The sequence below is a fragment of the Halalkalibacter akibai JCM 9157 genome (assembly GCF_000513135.1).
In the GTDB taxonomy this organism is placed as follows: domain Bacteria; phylum Bacillota; class Bacilli; order Bacillales; family Bacillaceae_D; genus Halalkalibacter; species Halalkalibacter akibai.
This window is the reverse complement of the sequence record NZ_BAUV01000005.1, coordinates 83,987-106,227: the sequence shown is the minus strand read 5'-3', so window position 1 is coordinate 106,227 and position 22,241 is coordinate 83,987. Positions and strand designations below refer to the sequence as shown.

The 22,241-nt window shown below is 37.2% G+C and carries 16 protein-coding genes and 1 pseudogene; 6 read left to right on the top strand and 11 right to left on the bottom strand.

The window, feature by feature from the left end:
• Window positions 1-2: 2 nt before the first annotated feature.
• From JCM9157_RS04870 to JCM9157_RS04855, 4 genes are all read right to left on the bottom strand, one after another.
• Window positions 3-584, bottom strand: coding sequence for a DUF5412 family protein (locus JCM9157_RS04870; protein WP_235714792.1), 582 nt, complete (start codon window positions 582-584; stop codon window positions 3-5).
• A gap of 19 nt (window positions 585-603) precedes the next feature.
• Window positions 604-1,131 carry an AAA family ATPase gene (locus JCM9157_RS04865; protein WP_035662750.1) on the bottom strand — a complete coding sequence of 176 codons (528 nt, stop codon included), beginning with the start codon at window positions 1,129-1,131 and terminating at the stop codon, window positions 604-606.
• Between the two features lie 248 nt (window positions 1,132-1,379).
• On the bottom strand, window positions 1,380-1,931 hold the full coding sequence (locus tag JCM9157_RS04860) for a carbonic anhydrase (RefSeq protein WP_035662748.1): 552 nt from the start codon (window positions 1,929-1,931) through the stop codon (window positions 1,380-1,382).
• Between the two features lie 32 nt (window positions 1,932-1,963).
• The gene (locus JCM9157_RS04855) at window positions 1,964-3,673 is read right to left on the bottom strand and encodes a SulP family inorganic anion transporter (protein ID WP_035662747.1); all 1,710 of its coding nucleotides are present in this window, start codon (window positions 3,671-3,673) and stop codon (window positions 1,964-1,966) included.
• 1,105 nt (window positions 3,674-4,778) lie between these two features.
• Between JCM9157_RS04855 and JCM9157_RS04850 the strand changes: the two genes are divergently transcribed.
• Together JCM9157_RS04850 and nspC are read left to right on the top strand one after the other, a co-directional pair.
• Entirely contained in the window at window positions 4,779-6,011 is a 1,233-nt protein-coding gene (locus JCM9157_RS04850) for a saccharopine dehydrogenase family protein (RefSeq protein WP_035662746.1), read from the top strand.
• A 1-nt stretch (window position 6,012) separates the two neighbouring features.
• The gene (nspC, locus tag JCM9157_RS04845) at window positions 6,013-7,140 is read left to right on the top strand and encodes a carboxynorspermidine decarboxylase (protein ID WP_035662744.1); all 1,128 of its coding nucleotides are present in this window, start codon (window positions 6,013-6,015) and stop codon (window positions 7,138-7,140) included.
• 137 nt (window positions 7,141-7,277) lie between these two features.
• Here nspC and JCM9157_RS04840 read toward each other — a convergent pair whose 3' ends face one another.
• Window positions 7,278-10,490 (bottom strand): DEAD/DEAH box helicase, encoded by a 3,213-nt coding sequence (locus JCM9157_RS04840; protein ID WP_035662741.1) that lies wholly within the window; start codon window positions 10,488-10,490, stop codon window positions 7,278-7,280.
• Window positions 10,491-10,695: 205 nt separating this feature from the next.
• On the opposite strand from JCM9157_RS04840, the gene JCM9157_RS23240 reads away from it, so the two are divergent.
• Window positions 10,696-12,384 carry an ATP-binding protein gene (locus JCM9157_RS23240; protein WP_052012951.1) on the top strand — a complete coding sequence of 563 codons (1,689 nt, stop codon included), beginning with the start codon at window positions 10,696-10,698 and terminating at the stop codon, window positions 12,382-12,384.
• A gap of 54 nt (window positions 12,385-12,438) precedes the next feature.
• Here JCM9157_RS23240 and JCM9157_RS04830 read toward each other — a convergent pair whose 3' ends face one another.
• Window positions 12,439-13,185 (bottom strand): hypothetical protein, encoded by a 747-nt coding sequence (locus JCM9157_RS04830; RefSeq protein ID WP_035662738.1) that lies wholly within the window; start codon window positions 13,183-13,185, stop codon window positions 12,439-12,441.
• Window positions 13,178-16,960: a DEAD/DEAH box helicase gene (locus JCM9157_RS04825; protein WP_035662737.1), complete on the bottom strand. Its 3,783-nt coding sequence runs from the start codon at window positions 16,958-16,960 to the stop codon at window positions 13,178-13,180. Before JCM9157_RS04825 ends, JCM9157_RS04830 begins: the two co-directional genes overlap by 8 nt.
• A gap of 179 nt (window positions 16,961-17,139) precedes the next feature.
• On the opposite strand from JCM9157_RS04825, the gene JCM9157_RS04820 reads away from it, so the two are divergent.
• Window positions 17,140-17,706 (top strand): thioredoxin family protein, encoded by a 567-nt coding sequence (locus JCM9157_RS04820; RefSeq protein ID WP_035662735.1) that lies wholly within the window; start codon window positions 17,140-17,142, stop codon window positions 17,704-17,706.
• 118 nt (window positions 17,707-17,824) lie between these two features.
• Here the strand turns inward: JCM9157_RS04820 and JCM9157_RS04815 are convergent, their stop codons facing one another.
• Entirely contained in the window at window positions 17,825-18,175 is a 351-nt protein-coding gene (locus JCM9157_RS04815) for a hypothetical protein (RefSeq protein WP_035662733.1), read from the bottom strand.
• A 226-nt stretch (window positions 18,176-18,401) separates the two neighbouring features.
• On the opposite strand from JCM9157_RS04815, the gene JCM9157_RS04810 reads away from it, so the two are divergent.
• Complete coding sequence (locus JCM9157_RS04810; RefSeq protein ID WP_052012950.1) at window positions 18,402-19,223, top strand: formate/nitrite transporter family protein; 822 nt, start codon at window positions 18,402-18,404, stop codon at window positions 19,221-19,223.
• A gap of 321 nt (window positions 19,224-19,544) precedes the next feature.
• Here JCM9157_RS04810 and JCM9157_RS04805 read toward each other — a convergent pair whose 3' ends face one another.
• Entirely contained in the window at window positions 19,545-20,411 is an 867-nt protein-coding gene (locus JCM9157_RS04805; protein ID WP_035662731.1) for a LysR family transcriptional regulator, read from the bottom strand.
• 132 nt (window positions 20,412-20,543) lie between these two features.
• Between JCM9157_RS04805 and JCM9157_RS04800 the strand changes: the two are divergent.
• Window positions 20,544-21,445, top strand: a pseudogene (locus JCM9157_RS04800) (DMT family transporter).
• Window positions 21,446-21,492: 47 nt separating this feature from the next.
• On the opposite strand, the gene JCM9157_RS25640 reads toward JCM9157_RS04800, so the two are convergent.
• The gene (locus JCM9157_RS25640; protein WP_268870914.1) at window positions 21,493-21,870 is read right to left on the bottom strand and encodes an HAD-IA family hydrolase; all 378 of its coding nucleotides are present in this window, start codon (window positions 21,868-21,870) and stop codon (window positions 21,493-21,495) included.
• Entirely contained in the window at window positions 21,867-22,127 is a 261-nt protein-coding gene (locus JCM9157_RS25635; RefSeq protein WP_268870913.1) for an HAD hydrolase-like protein, read from the bottom strand. The genes JCM9157_RS25640 and JCM9157_RS25635 overlap by 4 nt, the downstream gene beginning before the upstream one ends.
• Window positions 22,128-22,241 lie beyond the last annotated feature (114 nt).

Here is a 22,241-nt window from a genome sequence, read left to right as displayed (position 1 = left end):
CCCTAGATGCCTTTTTTTACGTATTCCCTTGAAAAACAAGATTCATATTGATCTTTCATTAACCAACTTCGACAAGCTAGACCTTGATCATGATAAATCTCCTTTTCAACATTCAATTCAATACTTTTATTTTCATCTAGATTTTCCAATTCCTCGTTTTCGATGTATAGGGTTTTATCATCTTGCCATCTCATTGAAAACTTACTTTTTGCATCACTATAATAAACTATTTTCGCTTCCTGTTCTGTAAGATTGTTTATGATTTCCACCCATACATTAACACCACCAGCCGCACCACCGTATGTCATATAATAAGCATTGGCCGTATACTCTTCTGTTGGAGATGTGACTGGCCCTTTGTAAAATTCTCCATCAGCTGTTTGGAATGTAAAACAGTAGATCGTGTAGGCCGTAAATATACCTAACAGCGTAATACCAACAAAAGAGGCAATCATCAACTTTTTAGGAAACTGTTTTTTGTTGATCAAGTAAATAAGTAGTTTGATAGAAAAAATAAAAAACAAAACTACAGTACTAAACAGAATTAACAACCCAAATAAATTCAGATAAGGTATGATAACCACCTCCAAATATTCCGATACTCTACGCTAACGTAGCTCTTTTTATAGCCGCAACAATAGTGCTTATGCTAACACCATCCGTATCAATATACTCCCCGAAATCAAAACTCTTAAAGGCAGTTAAACACTTTTCCGTTTGTTGAAAACACCAATTCCCCTCTGTTTCTCCACGATTTCTTAGCCTCTTGTAAATAGTGCCCTCACTTGCAGTTAAACAAAAATGGTAGGTTTCCTTATCAATCTTCTTAAATCCATTTTGTATGTAGCGCAGGTATTCTGGTTTTCTGATTGTCATAGGAATGACAAGGTTTGTGTTATAAGTATTTACCATTCGTGCTGCCACCTCGACAGTTAATTCTTTCCACAATCGTAAATCCTGGAAATCACCAGTGTTGGCTTCTAGTCGTTTGATTTCTTCAGGAACGATATTTCTAAGCATAAAACCTACCTCTTCTGGATCAAATATCATAGTATTTGCGATTTTTTTCTGAAGTTCGTTTGCTATCGTCGTTTTCCCAACACCGAACGCCCCATTAATCATTATAATCATGTAAATACCTCATTTAACATATTCTTTTAATCTCTTCTTGATCTTAACATAATTTCCCAACAACAATATACTAGCTGTCCAATACAATCAGGTGTTTGAAACTAATAATAAAGCATCTACTTATAATGACCATACCACTTTAGAGTATCTTCTTGAAATTTCCGAGTTTTCATTTCTTAATAATTAGTCAATGACACGCAAAAAGGCTCGGACAAAGTTAACTTTATCCGAGCCTTTTTGCAGTTAGATCAATCTTCATTTTCAAGAATTTCTAAATCTCCAGATTCTACATGAAATAAACATCCTATTACCGTAACTCTCTCTCCATATTTTAAATATAAAGGATGTTTTTTCAGATTTTTTGTTTGGGCTATAACATTAATTTCTGCTAGTTTCTCTAACGATAATTGTCTTGTTCTCTCCTTTGGTAAGGAAGCTTTTATTTGATTGATCCACCCAACAACTTCATCGTCGATATGATCCTCCAACGCAAACTTAACACCACTGCACCCTGTATGACCTATTATCAAAATCTTTTTTACCTTAAGAACCTTCAAGGCAAAGTATAAACTAGAACGAAAACTCTCATCATTTTCGCTTACTTGATTCCCAACATTACGGTGGCTAAATAAATTTCCTAGTGGCATTTTTGTAATTACAGAAGGGCAAACTCTCGAATCACTGCAAGATAGAACAAAGTAATCAGGATGTTGCCCTTGTTTTAATTGATGAAAATAGGAAGGATCATGTTCCAATCGTTCACTTACAAATTGCCGGTTATTTTCTTTAAGTTTCTCCAAGCTCTTTTTTCCTCCAAGTAGAAACAATGTGATTAAATTTGAAAATCTAATTCACCCATTTTTAGTTCTTGTGAATTCTCCAAATGAATTCCCTTTGCCTTTAGAAGCTGATCAAGCGGTAAATGATTGAGTTGTTCCTTGTATTTATGATTCCAATTAGCTTTATTGACCGTATCTCGTATGGTGCCTTTCATACTCGCGAATAAAATAGTAATTCCTTTTTCCTGATAGAAATCTATCATTTCCTCTAACGTATCAACGGAAATGGTATCAACATCATTAACGCCAGACATATCAAACACCACCCATTTAAGCTCTTTTCTTTGTTTGATAATTGATTTTACCTTTTCTTCAATATAAGAGATATTGGCAAAATGAAAATTAGAATCAACTCTTAAAACAACGACTTCCTTAGAAGTCACTGCTTCTTTGTAACGTTTTATATTTCTGAATGTCTTCTCATTTTTGACATAACCAAGTTCAACAATCTGAGGTTTCGAACTTCGATTAACAAGTAACACTAAAGTAAATATCGCCCCAATAATAATTCCCCATTGAATACCAATAAACAAAGTGACCATGAATGTTATGATCCATACCCACCCTTCAAACGGCTTCACCTTAAAAAGATGCTTCATTTCTTTTACATCTATTAAATTATAAACTGCCACTAAAATGATCGCTGCAAGCGCTGCATTAGGAAGATAATAGAAGAAGGAAGTGAAATACATGAGCGTCACAATAATTAATACACCTGTGATAACTGATGTTACTTGTGTGGCACCACCCGCTTGATGATTCACAGCCGTCCTGGAAAAACTCCCATTTACTGGGAAAGATTGAAAGAAAGCTCCTATCATATTAGACAATCCTAAAGCTTTCAATTCCTTATTCGGACTGATTTTATATTTTTCTCTTTTCGCAATTGCTTTACCAATAGCTAAAGACTCCATAAAACCAAGAAGCGCAATTGTAATTGCCATCGGTAATAACAATTGGATTGTCTCTGGCGAAAAAGAGGGAACTACTAATTGCGGAAATCCTTGGGGAACATGGCCAACAATCTTCACACCACTTTCATCCAAATTAAACAGGAAAACTCCTAGACTAGACACAGCTACCACGAGTAATGCTCCTGGGAGGCGTGGTGCCTTTTTTTTCAAGAAGATCAAAATGAGTATGCTCAGAACACCTATTAACAATGCAATCATGTTTATATCTTTTAATCTATCTATAACGCCAATAAAGATGTACTGTGCTTGTAAATGATTTCCTAAATCAATCCCTAATACATGCTTGATCTGGCTCAATCCAATGACAATCGCTGCAGCAGATGTGTATCCGTTCATCACTGAATGGGGAATAAATTTAACAATAAACCCTAATTGGGTCATGCCTAATAGAAATTGGATAACCCCAACCATAATTGCAAGTATAAGAACAAATGAGAGATATTCTTGTGATCCTGGCTCCGCCAAAATAGAAACACCTGAGAAGACAAGTAGTGACGTAATAGCAACTGGACCAACAGACAGATGTTTAGAAGATGCAAATAAAGCATATATAAATAGCGGAACCGTAGCAGCGTACAACCCCATTACTGGTGGAAGACCAGCTAACATCGCATAAGCCATCCCCTGCGGGATCAGCATCACAAACAGTGTTATTCCTGCTATTAAATCTCTTTTCAATAAGTCTTGATTATAATTAAGGAGTCTATTTTCTTTTTTAAAATTGAACAACAGACACCCCTCCTTAATCTATAATTTTTATAATCACTATCTTTCCCTATTATTTTATCAGTACATTTGAAGAATTAATACTCGTCATGCAGTTTGTAATTCCTGACTTATTATGTACGTAAACAAAATTATAAAGTTATCTGTATTTTACCTATACCAGTTATAACGATTAAACGGCGTACCCCTATTTAAAATAGAGCTCACGCCGTATAGATCATTTTATGCTTTCTATTGTGTATTGACAAGGGAAACTTTTCTTTTAAGCTGTTCAGCTAAACCTTTAAAAGGTTGTTCCTAGATAAGTGATTTGATGTTAACTGATCTGATACTGCAGCTACTACGCTACAAGAGACTGTAATTTTTCCAATTATAGCTTGAATGCTGCCAAGACACTGATTTTTTCTCATAAGCAGCAAAATTTGGCACTTGGATCCATTTTGTTAGAAATAAATCACAAGTTATAGCCTGTGAAGATGAAAATTGAAGTTTTTTTCAAAGTGCAATAATTTTTTTCACTTTTTTTCGACATTGCTATTGAAATTTTAATTATAAGTTGATAATCTAGAGAAGCATTAATTGGAAAGCTATTATTTTATGACATCAGGTCTTTCCAAGCAGATAATTTTGACCACTTACTTTTGAAAGTAAGTTAAAGCCATACGGACAGCTGGGTCAAATGCCGACTGGCAACTTAAGTTGCCTTATTGATTGAGTTAGAAGCTCAAATTTTATAAGTTGGTTACTTTATAACCAGTGCATTTGCACATCAACTTGTGAAACGGTCAATAAGAGTGCTAAGAAGTAATTATTTGCTATATAGACTCTGATCCTAATAAGATACTCGATATTAAAAAGCTTTCTTCCATAATGGCTTTAATTAGTTTTTATGGTATAGATATGTACATATGACTTTTTGTCATGCCTTTTTAATATTACTTTGATATCTTAGCAAGTGTTGTGCGCGTAATGCGTCCTACACTTGCTTTTTTGTTATGGAAATATCTTCTGAGCGGTAATTTTGCTTCAAACTTTCATAACAGTTAAGCTAGACAGTACGGACTTCTCTTGCATTAGCAAAATTTATTTTAGTTGGGAGAAATGAATGATGGGTAAAGCACTTATTATTGGTTGTGGTGGAGTGGCTTCTGTAGCCATCCATAAATGCGTCCAAAACAGCGAGGTATTTGAAGAAATCTGTATCGCAAGTCGTACGAAATCTAAATGTGATGACTTAAAAGCGAAACTAGATGGTGGAAAAACAAAAATTACGACTGCGCAAGTCGATGCTAATAATGTGGATGAATTAATCGCGTTGATCGAAGAAGTAAAACCGGATATCGTTATGAATTTAGCATTACCGTATCAAGATCTAACGATTATGGATGCTTGTCTTGCAACAAAAGTAAATTACATGGATACAGCAAACTACGAGCCTGAAGATACGGCAAAATTTGAGTATAGTTGGCAATGGGACTATCGTGAGCGTTTTGAAAAAGCTGGAATTACAGCTCTTTTAGGAAGTGGATTTGACCCAGGTGTAACAGGCGTATTCTCTGCACATGCACTTAAGCATCACTTTGATGAAATTGAATACATTGATATTCTTGATTGTAACGCAGGTGATCATGGCTATCCTTTCGCAACAAACTTTAACCCTGAAATTAACATCCGCGAAGTGTCTGCTAACGGACGTTACTGGGAAAATGGCCAATGGATTGAAACAGATCCAATGGAAATTAAGCGAGTTTACAACTTCCCTGAAATCGGCGAGAAGGATATGTACTTGCTTTATCATGAAGAACTTGAATCTCTTGCTGTAAACATTCCAGGAATCAAAAGAATTCGTTTCTTTATGACATTCGGTCAAAGCTATTTAACTCACTTAAAGTGTCTTGAGAATGTTGGATTAACATCAATTGAGCCAATTGAGTACGAAGGTCAACAAATTGTTCCTCTTCAATTCTTAAAAGCTTTATTGCCTGACCCAGCTTCTCTTGGACCACGTACCGTTGGAAAAACAAACATCGGTTGTATCTTTAAAGGGAAAAAAGACGGCAAAGAGAAAACTTACTATGTTTACAACGTATGTGATCACCAAGAGTGTTTCAAAGAAGTAGGTTCACAAGCTGTTTCTTATACAACAGGTGTTCCTGCAATGATTGGTGCGATGATGTTAATGACTGGCAAGTGGAACAAACCAGGCGTATTCAACATTGAAGAATTCGATCCAGATCCATTCATGGAAGCTTTAAATAAATGGGGTCTACCATGGCAAGAAAGCTTTAATCCAGAGCTTGTTGATAATGAGCCAATTAAGCAACCGGAGTCCGTTCGTTAAGATGCGGTTCGAGGAATTACCAACACCTTGTTATGTAGTAGATGAAGGCTTGCTTGAGAAGAATTTAAAAGTTCTAAACGGAGTCATGGAACGTACCAACTCAAAAATTATTCTTGCACAAAAAGCTTTCTCGATGTCAGCGATGTATCCACTAATTGGCAAGTATTTAAGTGGGACTGCATCAAGTGGATTATATGAAGCACGTCTTGGTCACGAGGAAATGGGCAAAGAAAATCATTGTTTTGCTCCAGCTTATCGCGATGATGAAATTGATGAAATCATCTCCTATTGTGATCATATTATCTTTAATTCTTTTTCACAGGTGGAAAAGTTTAAAGACAAAGTACTTCAAGCTGGAAAACAAGTAGGTTTACGAATTAATCCTGAGCACTCTACACAGGTTGGACATGCGATTTATGATCCATGTTCTCCTGGTTCTCGCTTTGGAGTTACTATTAAGAATTTCCGCCCAGAGTTATTAGATGGTGTGTCAGGTCTTCACTTTCATACTCTTTGCGAGCAAAACTCTGACGATTTAGAAACCACTTTAAATGCCATTGAAGAAAAGTTTGGACCATATCTGTCACAAATGGAATGGATCAACTTTGGTGGAGGTCATCATATCACGCGTGAAGACTACGACATTGCTTTACTTGAAAAATGTATTAAGAGAATGCAGGATAAATATGGATTAGAAGTTTATCTTGAGCCTGGTGAGGCAATTGCTCTTAATGCAGGTTTCCTTGTAACCACTGTTCTTGATAAACTCGAAAACGATATGGAAATTGCCATTCTTGATACGTCAGCAACTTGTCATATGCCAGATGTATTAGAAATGCCTTACCGTCCCCCTCTATTAGGGTCGGGACAAGTAAATGAAAAGCCACACTCATATCGCCTTGGTGGACAAACGTGCCTTGCCGGTGACGTGATCGGAGAATACTCTTTTGACAAGCCACTAGAAAGCGGAGACCGCCTCGTTTTTGGTGATATGGCGATTTACACAATGGTTAAAAACACAACTTTTAACGGTATGCCCCTACCAGCAATTGCTGTAAAGAATAAAGATGGAGATTACCGTATTGTACGCGAGTTTGGCTATGAAGATTTTAAAATGAGATTAGCTTAATAGACAATTCTTAAAAACCAGATTCATTAAGAATCTGGTTTTTTGATTTTCCAAAAAAGGTGCCTCAAAAAAGGTGCCTCAAAAAGGTGCCTGACCCCCAGCACTTTAAAGCGCTAGAGCATAGGCACCTTCTCTGATCACATTAAAATCTCTCTAATGTCTTCTTCTGTTAACCCGTTAGAGGGTTGTTCTTCTGAATTAACAATCTCCGCGATTAGCTCTCTCTTTTTCTGTTGTAGATCATTCATCTTCTCTTCAATGGTGCCTCGAGCGATTAGCTTGATCACCTCTACTTCTTTTTGTTGACCCATTCTATGTGCTCGGTCTGCAGCTTGTTGTTCGACAGCTGGATTCCACCAGAGGTCATATAAAATGACCGTATCAGCACCAGTTAAGTTCAACCCTGTTCCTCCGGCTTTCAACGAAATCAAAAATAACTCACTCTCCCCTTCATTGAATTTATTGCAGAGTTCTAATCGTTCCTCTGAGGCGGTTTGTCCATCAAGATAGAAATAGGTTTGGCCTCTTATTGTAAGTTCTCTCCCAATCAAGTCTAGCATTTTCGTAAATTGCGAGAAAATCAGTACTCTTCTTCCAGAAAGCTTAGACTCCTCTAGAATTTGCAAGAGCTGTTCGAATTTGGCGGAGCTCCCCTTATAGCCATCTACAAACAAAGCAGGGTGACAACAAATTTGTCGCAATCTTGTCAATCCAGCTAAGATTTTAATTCGATTTTTGCGTACTGTTTCTTTATCAAGATGTTTTAAAGTCTCGTGCCGTAATTTTGCTAAATACGCAACATACAGCTTCTTTTGCTCAGGTAATAATTCTGCTGATACTAAGGATTCCACTTTATCAGGTAGCTCATGAAGTACATCCTCTTTAACTCTACGAAGCAAAAAGGGGCGAACTCGCCGAGCAATTTTCTTTCGAGATAACTCACTGTACTCTTTTAGTCCTTGAAATAGCTGTGGAAAAACGACATGAAAAATTGACCAAAGTTCTTCAAGTGAGTTTTCTACTGGTGTACCTGTAAGTCCAAACCGATGTTCTGCCTTAATTCTTTTTACTGCGCGCGCTGTTTGAGTGACTGGATTTTTAAACGCCTGTGCTTCATCAAAGAAAACCGTGTGAAACGATTGCTTTTCAAAGCATTGGATATCACGACGAAGCAATGGATAAGACGTGATGATCACATCTAAATCACTTGTGTCTTTTAAAAGCTGCTCTCGCTCTAATTTTTGTCCATCTACCACAACCACCTGTAATTCCGGAGCAAATTTCGCCAGTTCATGTAGCCAGTTATATGTTAACGAAGATGGACACACAATCAAGACAGGCTGACCACTTTCTCGAATACGTACTAGTTCCGATGTGATAAAGGCAATGCTTTGTATCGTTTTCCCAAGTCCCATATCATCGGCTAAAATGCCCCCAAATCCATAGCTTGCCAAAGTTTTCATCCATTGATAACCTTGTTTTTGATAGTCTCTCAATATAAGGTTTAAGTTTTCAGGTACATCAAACAAAGTAGTTCCAGGATTCAGCAATTGATTGAAACGCTCTTGAAACGAATGTTCTGCTTGAAAAACGTTACTATCCTCAAGTCTATCAAGAAATTTTAGCCCCTGAATCATTGGCATATTCAGGCTCGTTTCAAAATCTTGTTCCTGAGATGGCACAGCATGTAAGAATCGCTGAATTTCTTCCATTTCTTTAGTTTCAAGTGAAAGAAGCGATCCGTTTTGAAGGCGATAGTATTTACGCTTTACTTCTAGTGCAGCTAAAATCTCTTTAACCTCTTTATCTGCTACCCCGTCCATCTCAAATTTGAATTCTAACCAGTTTGTTCTTTCTTTTTCATTAACATGAACTTTAATTTTCGGATGAGCATTCTTTTTAAAAATGCGATTTCTAACAGCTGTGGTTGCGTAGATCTGACAGATTGATTGTAGCTTCGGGACAACATGGTATAAAAATTCATATTCAAGCAATTCATTTTGCATGAAATAACCACCATCTGTTTTAGAAAAACCACTTGTTTCCATAAGCTGAAGAATTTCCTCTTCTTTTTCCAAATCTCTCATTACCATTGGTTCTGCACTCTCTCGCTGTTCCAACGGTTGAATGATCACATGTTCATATTGAAACTCCAAACCGACAAGCAAACGATTTCTTAAGCGATCCAAATACAACTTGGCGATAAGTGGTGTTTTCAAAAGCTCTTGTGACATTCTTTTAGACAGTTGCACCTTTCCAATTCTCTTCAGATCAGGTACAGTTTTTTCCAGAAAAACATTCATTTGTTCGTGTGGTATAGGTATGTGATTTTTATTCGGAGACGTTAGCGTTTGCTTGAGTTCGTATAATCGTTCGCAATCCTGTCCTCCGAGCTGAAATACTTTCCCATCATATAGTACAGCACTATAAAAATGTAAAATACTCATTCTTTCGAAGCCCTTAATTGTTAATTGGAAATTTGAATCCTCAGTATCTTCGAATAAAAACTGAATGGGAGGAGGTCCGTCCACGACCCGAAAGCTCTGAAAAGCCTGACCTTCTCGCTTAAAGAAAACGAATGGAGCTTTTTTCAGTAACGGGATAAGATCCTTCCAAGATGATGGAGGAATCAGTAATGTTGAATTCGATTTTGTCTGATTAGAATTATAAGACGTTGCTTCTAGAAAAGCTTTCTCATCGTACATGACACGTAAAAGCTGTTGAATCACCTCATCTGATTCATTCGTAAAACAGTGAATGTTTGGATCATAGGCTGATACAGAAGAGTACTTGTATAGTTTCCCTTGTTTCACAGCTAATAGAAAGTTTCTTATCGACTTGACTGAGTCTTTCTCGATTTGTATTTCCACTCCGAGCAAGTATTGATCCTCTCCGATTAAGACTGGTTTAATAGTAAAGCTGATAGGGAGAATTTTTCTTTCTTCAAAGTAAAGTTGATGTCCACTAGTTCTGGTTGGCTTATTTTGAAAAAGAGACATGAAAGCTTCTGTTTCCGTACCAACTGTAGAAGGTTCCACTTGATTACCAAGGAAAGACCTTTTTTCTAGTTGCTGCCGTTCATAAATCGCTAGTAAAGTAGCAGCAACATGCTGGCAACTTTTTGAGAAGTTAGCTAATGTTGGACAGGTGCAATTCATTTGAAAATCACCTGTTTTGCTTTTTTCAATAGTGACATGAAAGTCTTCTTTGCCACAAATGGTAGCTTCACAGAAATCTTCTTGATACTGGTGAAGAGTTACTTTATTCGAGCGATAAAAAGAATCCCCTTTTTTATAAGAAACCGTACCGCAAAGGTCTTTAATCAGCTTGTGATTGATTTTCATCTCCATGTTTTTTTCGCTCTTTCTATATAGATATATTAAGGTTAGAAAAGGGTGCCTAGAAAAGGGTGCCTGACCCCCACTGCGTTAAAGCTTTACAGCGCCGGGGGTCAGACCCCTTTTTATGAGACCCCTTTTGGATATATTTCCCCTTGGTCGATTGGTACTTTAATAATATAATAGATTCAACTGTTAAGATAATAAGGAGATAAATATGACGATATTAATAAAACCTACTCATACAATCACACCAGAAGTTGCCTTCACATCAAATACACATGTTATGAATGGGGCTCATATTTTATATGTTACGTCAAATCAACAAGAGTATATTAACAACGCAGTCTCTTTTATTGTTGCAGGTATTGAACTAGGCCATGCTACGATTTTTATAGATTCGTTGGAGACCGTTTCACTTGTTAAGAAAGCCCTATTAAAAAAGGGGGTTGATCAACAAATCTTAGATTCCGTTATATTTGGTGACTCTGAAAAAAACTATCACTCAACTGTGGAATTAGATGTAGATCGTGTTGTCCAAACGTTCTCTTCCTTTCTTAGACCAATCGCAACTAGTGGTACCCCCATTCGGAACTGGGGAAAACCTGCCTGGCTTGAGAATCAATGCTGTCTAAAAGAAAAATTTCTTGACTATGAATTAACTGTTGAAGATTTTGTTAATGAAGTTCATTCCGTTAGTGTATGTGCTTATGACGGTAATTCGATCTCTGCTGACCTGTTACTAGAAATGAGCAAACATCATTCCTACATCATGACCGATACCGAGTTTACCACTTCTAGTTTTTATGACTGCGAAAGAGTCTCTCCGTCGATAGGAATGGAAGAAAACTATAAAGAAACCATTACAAATCTGCAAACTATGAACAATCAATACATTCATTTGATCGAGCAGATGCCAGAAGCTGCGTTTATTCTTTTAGAAGGCACCATTGCCTACTCTAATATGGCCGCACATGAGTTACTCGAATCTGAGAATGAGCCATTGATAGGTAAAGCTATCGGTGATTTCTTTCATCCGAGTCTTTCTGAAGAAGAGATTAAAAGAAAAATAAATTTGCTGCATCAAAAACCCTCAACACCTGTCGAAGAAACATTTCAATCATTACATGGAAAAACGATAGAAGTTGAAACCTTCACCTTTCCTTTTGTTTTTGAAAATTGTAAGGAATCAACCATGCTCTTAGTAAGAGATATCAAAGACCGGAAAGAAAATCAGCGTTTAGTTGTCGAAGCAGAAAAATTAGGAATCACAGGTCAGCTTGCTGCTAGTATTGCTCATGAAATACGTAATCCCCTCACTTCTATAAAAGGATTTATGGCTTTAGCTAGAGAAGGAGAATTAAAATTAGATTTCATATCTATTATAGATAAAGAGATTGAACGGATCGAAACGATTGCTAGTGAATTGTTAGTTTTAGGAAAGCCCACTTCAATGAAAACCGTAGAATCAAATGCAACGACCTTACTTCAGAACTCCTTTACTCTTATGCAATCTCAAGCTAACATGGAAGGAGTTCTCCTTGAATTCTTATCAACAGAAGAGTTTTTACCGATCCAATGTAACGAGGAACAAATAAAACAGGTATTTATTAATTTAATTAAAAACGCGATAGAAGCAACGAGTAACAACGGACAGATTCTTTTAAAGATATATAAACAGAATAATAAAGCTTGTATCGAAATAACCGATAATGGTAAAGGAATTCCTGAGCAAATTCAGGACAAATTAGGTCAACCTTTTTATTCAACAAAAGAAAACGGCACTGGCTTAGGCCTAATGATCTGTTACAACATTATCCATCAACACGGTGGTACAATTAATTTTAAATCAAAAGAAAATAAAGGTACTACCTTTAACGTTCAACTGCCATTGATAGAGCAATAAAGGTGCCTGACCCCCACTGCGTTAAAGCTTTACAGCGCTGGGGGTCAGACCCCCTTATAAGTCATATTTCTCTCGCCATCTCACTCTTTCCTGCTCTTCTATCTGTTTTTCGAGCGCTTCATCCCAACGTTCAAGTGATGTATTCCAGACACGGGCGAAGAAAGAGTCCTGTTCTTGATTATATAATTGAAATTCGACACACGGAATATATTCAAACGACCGCTCCTCAATGTTCAACACAGCATCAACTACTGTTTGGAAGCCATCTTCATCCAGTCCGTTTTCTCTTTCGGAAATGAATTGTAAGATTTGGTCCACATTAACGATACCTTGTTGATCCGCATAGCGAAAAATCGGCTCTTCCTGTTCTGACTCCTTCTCAGGTTGGTGAAGTTCTGACCAATATTCATCAAGATCAGAACTATAGAAAAGCTCGGTCCACTCTTCTTCTAACTCTTCTTCAATAATACCCGTTTGCAACTGTTCATGCCCTTTTCTTGTAAGCTTGTAGATTCCTCTTTCTTGTTGAATTAAGCCTGTCCTCTGCATTTTTTCAATTAAATCTGCAATGAATAACTCTTCAACTAAAAGCATTTCGGTTAAGTTCGCTGGTCTTCTAATATCAGCTTCCTCAAAGGTGAGCATCATCATTTTCATCAGAATATCCATCTTCGAACGCTTGACTCGTTTGAATTCCACATCCAATATCATAACCGGTAGATACCATACCGCTGTTTCTTTAATTTGAATAGATGGATTTTCAAGTAAACTTGTACGTAGGCGTTTCGTTAGTTTATCCAAGCTGCATCACCTCTTCAAGCATTCGCAATCCACCTTGTTTTTTGGCGGCTTCTAATACGTGCGAATACATCTGTCTTGTATCTTTATGTTTTGCGCGCTCCGTGTACATCTTTGTGCTTCCAATTAAAATAAGAAGTTCTCTTGCACGCGATAAGGCAACATTCAACCTGCGATAGTCCTTAGCAAAACCGATATCATCTTGTTTGTTATCATGGTTTCTTACCATACTTAACAGAATAACATCCATTTCCATACCTTGGAAGCGGTCAACTGTCCCTGTACGAATCGTTAGGTGCTGCAGTCGAAGTTCTTGTTGAATTAAGCGGTCAATTCTTTTAACTTGTTCCCCGTAGAAACTAATAACACCAACACTCTTTTTATCATACTCATCCATTCGTCCAGCTCTTTTAGCTGCTGCAACTGCTTCATCTAGCTCGGTCAACATCGCACCGATCTTCTCTAATTCAGATGGGTTAAATAAACTCTTTCCACCTTTCATTCTTTCCTCAAAAAATGCAGGTTCATTTGGCATATCAAGCCATAAAAGGTGATTGTTTCGCTTTATAAGTGCTGATTCTAGTAAATGGTCGCGTTCTGCGTCAGAGTCAGTTAAGCCACATTGCAGTCGGTCACTTTCCTGCTCATAAAATGGTGCAATCGTCTCCATAATGTTTTCATGCATCCGGTACTGGATCGCGAGCATGGTTTTATTGCTTTTTGGCAAACTCTTAAATAACCGTTCAAACAGTGATTCTTTTAAAAGTTTGTTTAATTCCGCTTTTCCTTCAAAATCATCACTACTATCGGCCATTTCTTGTAGCGTTTCTTCAAGCGTATCATTACCTAATAGAGGTGGCAGTTGATGATGGTCTCCGACTAAGATAATTTTTTTCCCTTTCAGCATTGGCAAAAGTAGCTCTGGCGGAGTTGCTTTTGACACTTCATCAATAATAACAACATCAAATTCAGGGTAGCTGTCGATGAAATCTTTACGTGCCGATGCCACACAGGTTGTTCCGATTACATTGGCATGCTTCACATAAAGTTTACGGATTTCATCCAAATCGTGTTCACTTGCTTCTTCTAGTAGAGACAGCCACTTCCCTTGAATCGACTGAAAAAGTGGAAGTCTTTTCTTCTCTTGTTTCATAGACTCGCGTCTCAAAGAAAGACTTGCTAACTGAGTTAAAACTTTTTCATGCTCCGCTTCAGGTTCACTAGCCAAAATGTCTTTTAACATTTTTTGTTCTTCTTCCCATTTAATAAACGAAACATTAAGCTCATTGAGACAATCATCACTTACTACAAGTTGCTGCTCTGCTTCTTCAAGTTGCATTACTTCTTGCGCTTGTTTCTCACTATTTTCTTCAAAACGCTTTTTCACTTGAGAATAAAGTTCTTGCTTTTCCTTTAATTCCAAGGATATTGCTTCTTTTTGTTTCAGCATTTCTTTCGCGTTCGGGATGCTCTCCGCTGAAACACTTAATTGTTTTTGCTTGTTTTCTAGAGATTGAAGTGTAGCTTTCTCCTCTTCCAGTGTTCGCTGCCACTTCTGGTACAACACCTTGTTTTCACGCTGCTTTTGTTGAAGTTCATCTGTCACTTCCTGCTTCAACGATCGAAAAGCTTCTTTAGCCATTTGGATATAGCTATCAGGTGACTGTAACATTTTAGCTTTTTGCCATACAAACTGTATTCTACTGTAAAGTCCTTCAAGATCTTGGATATCATATTTGACGTTGCTTTTGTACTTATATCTTAATCTATCTAAAAATTGATCAATAGTCTCGGCTGTATAAACGGCCTTTCGTGCCTTAGCTCTTTCCTCCAATTGACGAGTGACTACAAGCTGTAGCGCTAGGTTCTGTTCAACAACTGAAATGGCTTTGCCAAGTTTCTCGGCATAATCTTTTAGTTTTTCCCTTTGTTTGATGTATCCGCGAATATCCTCGATCTCTTCCATAAGCTCTTGCATTCTTAAAGAGCGCTTCATGTTTTGTTCGAGCATCACCCATTTTAAGCCGTCTATTTGCTTAATCTCTTTTACTCTTTCTGCAAGAGCCTCTGTCTTGTTAACTTCTTCTGACCACATTTCACATTTAGATAACGTTTGCGCGAATGTTTGCTTTTTATCAGCAATGTCCGCTTCAAGAATTTCTAGCGCAAGACTGTTCTGCAACCGTTGAATCAATTGCTCGTTTGCCTCCCATTCCTTTTGAATGGTGTCTCGATCTGGCTCTGTCTGAAGAAAAATATTTTCTTTCTCGAGCTCCGCATTTAGTAGGTTCAGAGATTTTTTGCTGTCCTGTATCTTTTTTAGCAATGCTTTTTGCTCTTGCTCAGCCTCTTCTACCTTCTTTTCTTGCTCATCAATCAGTGATTGAATCTCGTTAAATTGTTGTTCTGCTCGCTGCTTGGCTTCCATTTCAGCTTGTAAACGTTCAAGTTCAGGCTCTAACCTTTCTTGCTCTTGCTGATTTGCTTCCCATTCTGCCTCAATTTCACTTTCTCGATTATGGCGTGCTTCAAATTGAGAAGATACTTCTTGCAACGTGTGGTCTTTCCAGTATTGCCCGACATTTTCTTCAATGAATTTCTTGCCTTCTTCTTCGATACTTTCCGTTCGTCCTACACGAAGAATGCGAATGTCCTTATTCGCAAGCAATCGTCCAAGAGCGTTGTCGACAGCCAAATTTGATTGAGAAGCAACCAATGTGCGAAGTCCTGCCTTTGCATTTTGCAAGCAAATTTCAGAAATAACCGTTGTTTTTCCAGTTCCCGGCGGTCCTTGAATAACGTATAAATCTTCTGCAGACATTGCTCCTGTCACAGCTTCACGCTGGAACTCGTTCAAACGATTATGAAACTTAAGAACCGCTTGTTTTTTCGGAGGCTGGACTGGTGGTTTATTTTCAAACAAAAGACGCTCAAGATCTGGATTAACAGCCAAGCCATTCTCTAAGTGCTTAAAGCCTTGTCGCAATCTCTTTACTTGACTCAAAGTGGCAAAATTACTGAAAACGACTTCTTTTGGACTCACGTCAAGCCGTTGTTTTCTAGCTCGTTCTTCCATATAGCCATGTAATTCAACCTCAATCGATTGCCCAGAACGGTTTGCCTTTAGAACTTTTCCTATATCTTGGTCAATCCCTTTTAATTTAACACTTAGATCTTTGAGAGACTTCCACTCTTTTTCCCCAAGTTTTAAACCCGTGATCGTCACCCTAGTGAAATCCCCATTAAATATAAGCCCCGAAAAGCTTGTTGTCATATCTGGAATGTCGGCAGATCGCTCTTGAATTTTCAGATACCCTTCCCAACTTGCGATCCTTTTTTTTACGTACGTTGAACTTTCTTGTGCAACAGGCATCTCATGGATCAAGTTTAGTAAATCCAGAGCTACTCGCTCCCCGCGCTGGAAATTCACATCAAACAGAAGATTCGCCGGTCGCCGCCAATTGATATGCACGGGAGTATGGACTGCTCTTGTCGTTACATTCGTTACAATAACTCGGTCCATCTCCACAACACCATGGAGCACAATGACAAACTCGTTGTATTTCTCCGCCAACTGTTTGTTCTTCTCAGTGTCCAAAAATAAAGCAACCGATAGAACACGGTCAGGAGCAGGTGGGTATTTTTCTATATAAACATGAAACGATTTTTCCAACGAAAAAAACGAGCGCTCATCAAGCCTGAGCTCCCGCATCTTGTCCTTCGCCTTATTCGTCAAAGTGATTGGACAACGATATGGAGTTATATTTGTCTTTATCATGTGTCCTCCTGCTTTTGCCAGTAACCTAACATTCAATGATTGAATTATACCATATTGTTTGAAAGCTTTTTACTAGTTTGATCTATTGGTGGAACTTAACACTAAAGGATACTATCCTCATTATGATAAACTGGTATAAACTAGAAATGCTTATTTTATGTTTCATAAGGAGGTACGTCATGTCATTAAATACGTGGTTTTCTAAAGGAATGACTTACACAGAGTATGTGGAAAACATGCAGGTGAACCGCCTGGAATTGGAAGAGATTTATCAGAACGTCACATTTGAGTCTAGTGACGTTACATATTTTACTCAATTAAGAGATAAAAATCTGCAAGTGATTACACTCACTGCAGATTGGTGTGGCGATGCGGCTTTGTGCATACCAATTATGCAGCGGATAGCGGAATTAATCTCAATTGAATTGAGATTTCTCATTCGTGACGAAAATTTAGACCTTATGGATCAATACCTGACGAACGGGACTGCACGTTCTATACCTATTTTCATTATAACCAATGAACTAGGAAAAGAACTAGCTGTATGGGGCCCGCGCTCTCCAGAAGTACAAAAATGGGTAACAGAACAGCGGGCGAATTTACCAGCACAAGACGCTCTTGATTTTCAAGAGAAACAAAAGGATATGTACGCAACATTTAAAAGAAGAATCACAACAGATCCTGTGATTTGGCAATCCGTAATTAGTGATATACGATTGCGCTTGGAAAATCAGTTGAATAATTAACATAGCAAGAGTTAATTTCAAAGTAATAAACGGAGCTACCTCGGATGAGACTTCTCAAGGTAGCGAACCACTCTATTGCCAGCTTTTCGTCATCTTTGGAACACCCCCGTCTAAACAACTAATCTATATCGATGGACCATTCTCCAACTGCGGTGATTTCCATTAGAAACGTTCCATTTTCGACCCGAACCTTCCCTTCATATGGATCGGTTGTGTTTACCATTAAACTCCGACTTGGATTAAAACCTGTTATAGCAAAATGCCTCCCCTCTGAGTTCCCCACCACAGTTGCCAAGCTTGGATCCCCAGTTACTTGGATCACATCATCTCCTGAGCCTTCAATTACACCAGGTCCCTCAAGTACACTTAAAGTTCGCATAAGTTTTACCTTTTTAAACAAGCAGAAATCAATCTGGCCAGATCGAATGATGTCTACATTTCTAAGTATTGAAAAAAGGGTGTACGGCATTTCGCACACCCTTCTCGATTTTCTTTTTTTTCCTTATAAAAACCTTCGTTTTTCATGCTTAACTGTCCGTTTTAAATTTTTTTCAAAATGAAAACGTCTCCTTTCAATTTCCTACTAGTTTCACTCTTATTCATTTGTTATAGTAGGTAAGTTCGTTTTAAAATTTATGGACTAACGATGAAATACTCTAGAAAAATAGAGTTTAGACAGAAAAGGTGAGGATTTTATGGAACATCAAGCATTACAACAAGTTGAACAATTAGCCATTAAAAAAGAGAAGGCATTCAGTCAGAGTCGAATTCGCTACGTGCTTCGAGCTGTTTTAGCTAGTCTTTTTATTGGATTTGGTGTGATTGTAGCATTTAAAACGGGAAATCTCTTTTATTTAGAAGGTTCTCCCTTCACATATCCGGTTGCTGCAATTACGTTCGGTGCAGCCATTATTCTTATTGCTTTTGGTGGCGGCGATTTATTTACTGGTAACGCGTTTTATTACACATATACTTGCTTGCAAAAAAAGATGGTTTGGTCTAGCGCTCTTAAACTTTTAAGCATGAGCTATATTGGGAATTTAATAGGCGCGATTACGTTTGCTGTTATCATCTATTTTACTGGCTTATTTCAGGATTCTTCCGTGAACAGCTTTTTATTTAGTGTTGTTGGGACAAAAATGAATGCTCCTTGGTTAGAGCTTTTCTTTCGAGGTATTCTTTGTAACTGGCTCGTCTGTTTAGCGTTTTTCCTTCCAATGAATATGAAATCAGAAGGCTCGAAAATATTTACGATGATGTTACTTGTCTTTTGTTTCTTTATTTCTGGTTACGAGCATAGCATTGCCAATATGGGTGCATTTGCGATTTCACTCGTACTTGACCATCCTGAAACAATCAGTTTCACAGGAGCTATTCATAACCTTATTCCTGTGACAATTGGAAACTTTATAGGTGGAAGCTTGTTCATGGGTGTCTTCTATCATTATTTAAATCATTCAAAACAAGAAGAAAAACAAGCAGAAATCAAATTGTTCCGTGCGAACGCTTCTAGGTAATAAATAGACTCCTATCAATTGATAGGAGTCTATTTTTATAAGAATGACTTTATGTGTTGTTTCATGTAATGTCCTTGGACAAACCAGTTGGTAAAACCTACTAATAGATGAGAAGCGCCTTGCTATATGGACACACAGTCCTCTATTTGAACAATAAGCTTTCCTTACTCAATCGGACATTAGATGCGTTATGTCACAATTTGAAGTATAAATTGCTTTTAAAGTTACTCAATAAGAAATCCTAAGTCCTCCAGCTAAGAAAAACAGCTATTTTTTTGTTTAATAGAGTACGCTGTGTCCTCATACCTCAACACCATTAAGCTAATTCCTTCTAATCCAATCAACGACACCGTCAATAAAACTCCGAGTTGCCGGAGACATATTGTAGTTAGCAGCGATACCGATCGTTCGATGACAATCCATTTCTAAATCAAGGCAACTTACACCTTCAGGTAAATTGCTAAGGAGCATTTGAGGAAGTACGCTAATACCTAAATGATTTTCCACCATTGATATAATGGCATAATCATCTACTAATTCATAAATGGCATCAACTTTTACATCGTTTTCTTTGAAAAATCTTTTTACATCATGGTATCCCCCATATCTCGGCATAATAAAAGGCTCTTGTTCAATTTGCTTGAATAAGATTTTATCTTGATTCACGAGTGGATGATCAGTAGGAATAATACATAGCAACTTTTCTGTTCTAAGAGAAATCACTTCTAATATATCTGTTTTCATTTTACTTACAAATCCACAATCTATTTCACCAGATACAATCCAGTTTTCAATCTCTTCGTAGTCCCCTTCGTACAATTCAATCGTAATCCCAGGATAAGCAGATTTAAACTCTTTAAATATACCTGGAAGCCATTGAGACGAAACACTTGTAAACGTTCCAATTCTTACTGTCCCTATTTCTAATCCTTTAACAGCTGCAGCTTCTTGAATCATTCTTTCATTCACTTGTAAAATCTCGCGAATGTATTCTAAAATCCTTTCTCCATTAACCGTTAAGCTTAATCCAGTTCTTCCACGATTTAATAAAGAAAATCCAAATTCTGATTCGAGACTGTTGATCGCGTGACTAACGGCCGATTGGGTTAAGTTCATTTTTTCTCCTGCTTTTGTCAAACTTCCTAATTCTACAACCTTACTAAATATTTCATACTTTGCTAATGACATAATCAACCCTCAGTTACATTACTTTTTTTCATGTAAAACATTATAAACATTCATTATATTTATTTAAAGTCTAAGATTATAATTTGAATTACGAAAATAAAAACACGTAAAAAAGGGAGATTGTGAAGCACGATGAAAATGCAGGTAAAAGCAGATTTAATGATGGTAGTAGTAGTGATTTTTTGGGGATCATCTTATGTATTTATGAAAATGGGGCTCGATTCCATAGACGGTTTTAATTTAATCGGATTACGATTTGCTATTGCCTTTTTATTTGCAGGACTCATTTTTTATAAAAAATTAATGAAATTAGATTTGAAAACAATTAAATACGGCGCATCTTAGGTTTCGTCTTATTTTTGTCTTTTTCTTTTATTACGTTTGGCGTAAAGTCTACTTCGGCTTCCAATGCAGGATTTCTAGTCAGTTTAGCGGTTATTTTTGTACCGATCTTGTCTGCAGTTTTTTTAAAAGAGAAGTTAAATACTCGTGTATTATTCGGTATTTGTTTAGCATTCCTTGGGATTGGACTATTAACTGTAAATACTCAATTACAGATTAACACTGGAGATGCTTTATGTATTTTAGGAGCCTTATTTTACGCAATATATATTCTTGTTACAGGAACTCTTACTAAACATGTTGATTCGCTTAGTTTAGGTATTGTTCAACTTGGTTTTGCTGGTTTCTTTGGTCTTGTTTCTTCAATCGTAAGCACTGAAACAACAACGTTGCCTAATTCTGAAGCGTCATGGATTGCTATTTTATCGTTAGGAATCTTTTGCAGCGCCATTGGTTTCACGGTTCAAACGATTTCCCAAAAATATACGACCCCAACCAATACGGGTTTGATTTTCTCATTAGAGCCTGTTGTTGCTGTAGTATTTGCCTTCGTTCTACTCGGTGAAACCATGACTGCACAAGGGTACCTTGGAGCAACGATTTTATTAGCAGGCGTACTTGTTTCAAAGATTGATTTTAAGAAAGTCATTTTAAAAGGAAGTCGAGATCATCATCTAAACAGCAAGCTGTAACCAAGAAAACAGTCAACCGTTTATAAACGATTGACTGTTTTCTTTTATTATTTTAGTTGTTCGAAAACAATATCCAAGATCTCCCCAGGAGAATCCACGAGAAAATCAGGATTCTGTGACTGAATAAGTTCTTTCGCATCATATCCCCAACTGACCCAAATAACCTTAATTCCAGCTGATTTACAAGCTACGATATCTCGCTGTTCATCACCGACGTACACAACTTCTGAAGGTTTTAAGCGATGTTCTTTTAGAAATTTACGAATCAATTGATCTTTTCCGAAAATCGCACTCGAACTCAGTATCTGTGATATAGTTCTTATCCGATGTCGTCGTAATACCTGTTTGATTACCTCTTTCGAATTAGAAGAGATGATAGCGGTTTGATAGCCTTCTCTCTCTAATGTATTTAACATTTGAATCACACCAGGATATAACTTAATGTCCCCCGAAAATTTCCGATAATAACGGTAAAAATCTGGATGATTAATGGTGCTTTAAAAATAGGGAAATCCAATCGTTTAACTCTCTCAAGTATGGGCAATCTTCTAAGCGTATCTAACTCTGAACGATTTATTTTTCGATAGTTGTGTTTGTCCGCTAAGCTATTCCAAGCTGAGATGAATACGTCCTTGGAATTAGCAAGCGTACCATCAAAATCAAATATCACATATTTTAACATGCTTTCTCCTGTCTCCAACAACATGGCAACATTTTTCTAATATCAAGTTTTATCACTTGTCTATGTATGATATTGATTACAGACCTAATTTGTTATTATAAATTAGGTAAATCC

Excerpts from the sequence above, each read along its gene's own strand:
- JCM9157_RS23240 (WP_052012951.1), top strand. The coding sequence starts at position 10,696 with ATGACGATATTAATAAAACCTACTCATACAATCACACCAGAAGTTGCC.
- JCM9157_RS04850 (WP_035662746.1), top strand. The coding sequence starts at position 4,779 with ATGGGTAAAGCACTTATTATTGGTTGTGGTGGAGTGGCTTCTGTAGCC.
- JCM9157_RS04865 (WP_035662750.1), bottom strand. The coding sequence starts at position 1,131 with ATGATTATAATGATTAATGGGGCGTTCGGTGTTGGGAAAACGACGATA.
- JCM9157_RS04805 (WP_035662731.1), bottom strand. The coding sequence starts at position 20,411 with ATGTCATTAGCAAAGTATGAAATATTTAGTAAGGTTGTAGAATTAGGA.
- JCM9157_RS25635 (WP_268870913.1), bottom strand. The coding sequence starts at position 22,127 with ATGTTAAAATATGTGATATTTGATTTTGATGGTACGCTTGCTAATTCC.
- nspC (WP_035662744.1), top strand. The coding sequence starts at position 6,013 with ATGCGGTTCGAGGAATTACCAACACCTTGTTATGTAGTAGATGAAGGC.
- JCM9157_RS04825 (WP_035662737.1), bottom strand. The coding sequence starts at position 16,960 with ATGATAAAGACAAATATAACTCCATATCGTTGTCCAATCACTTTGACG.
- JCM9157_RS04820 (WP_035662735.1), top strand. The coding sequence starts at position 17,140 with ATGTCATTAAATACGTGGTTTTCTAAAGGAATGACTTACACAGAGTAT.
- JCM9157_RS04815 (WP_035662733.1), bottom strand. The coding sequence starts at position 18,175 with ATGCCGTACACCCTTTTTTCAATACTTAGAAATGTAGACATCATTCGA.
- JCM9157_RS04810 (WP_052012950.1), top strand. The coding sequence starts at position 18,402 with ATGGAACATCAAGCATTACAACAAGTTGAACAATTAGCCATTAAAAAA.
- JCM9157_RS04840 (WP_035662741.1), bottom strand. The coding sequence starts at position 10,490 with ATGGAGATGAAAATCAATCACAAGCTGATTAAAGACCTTTGCGGTACG.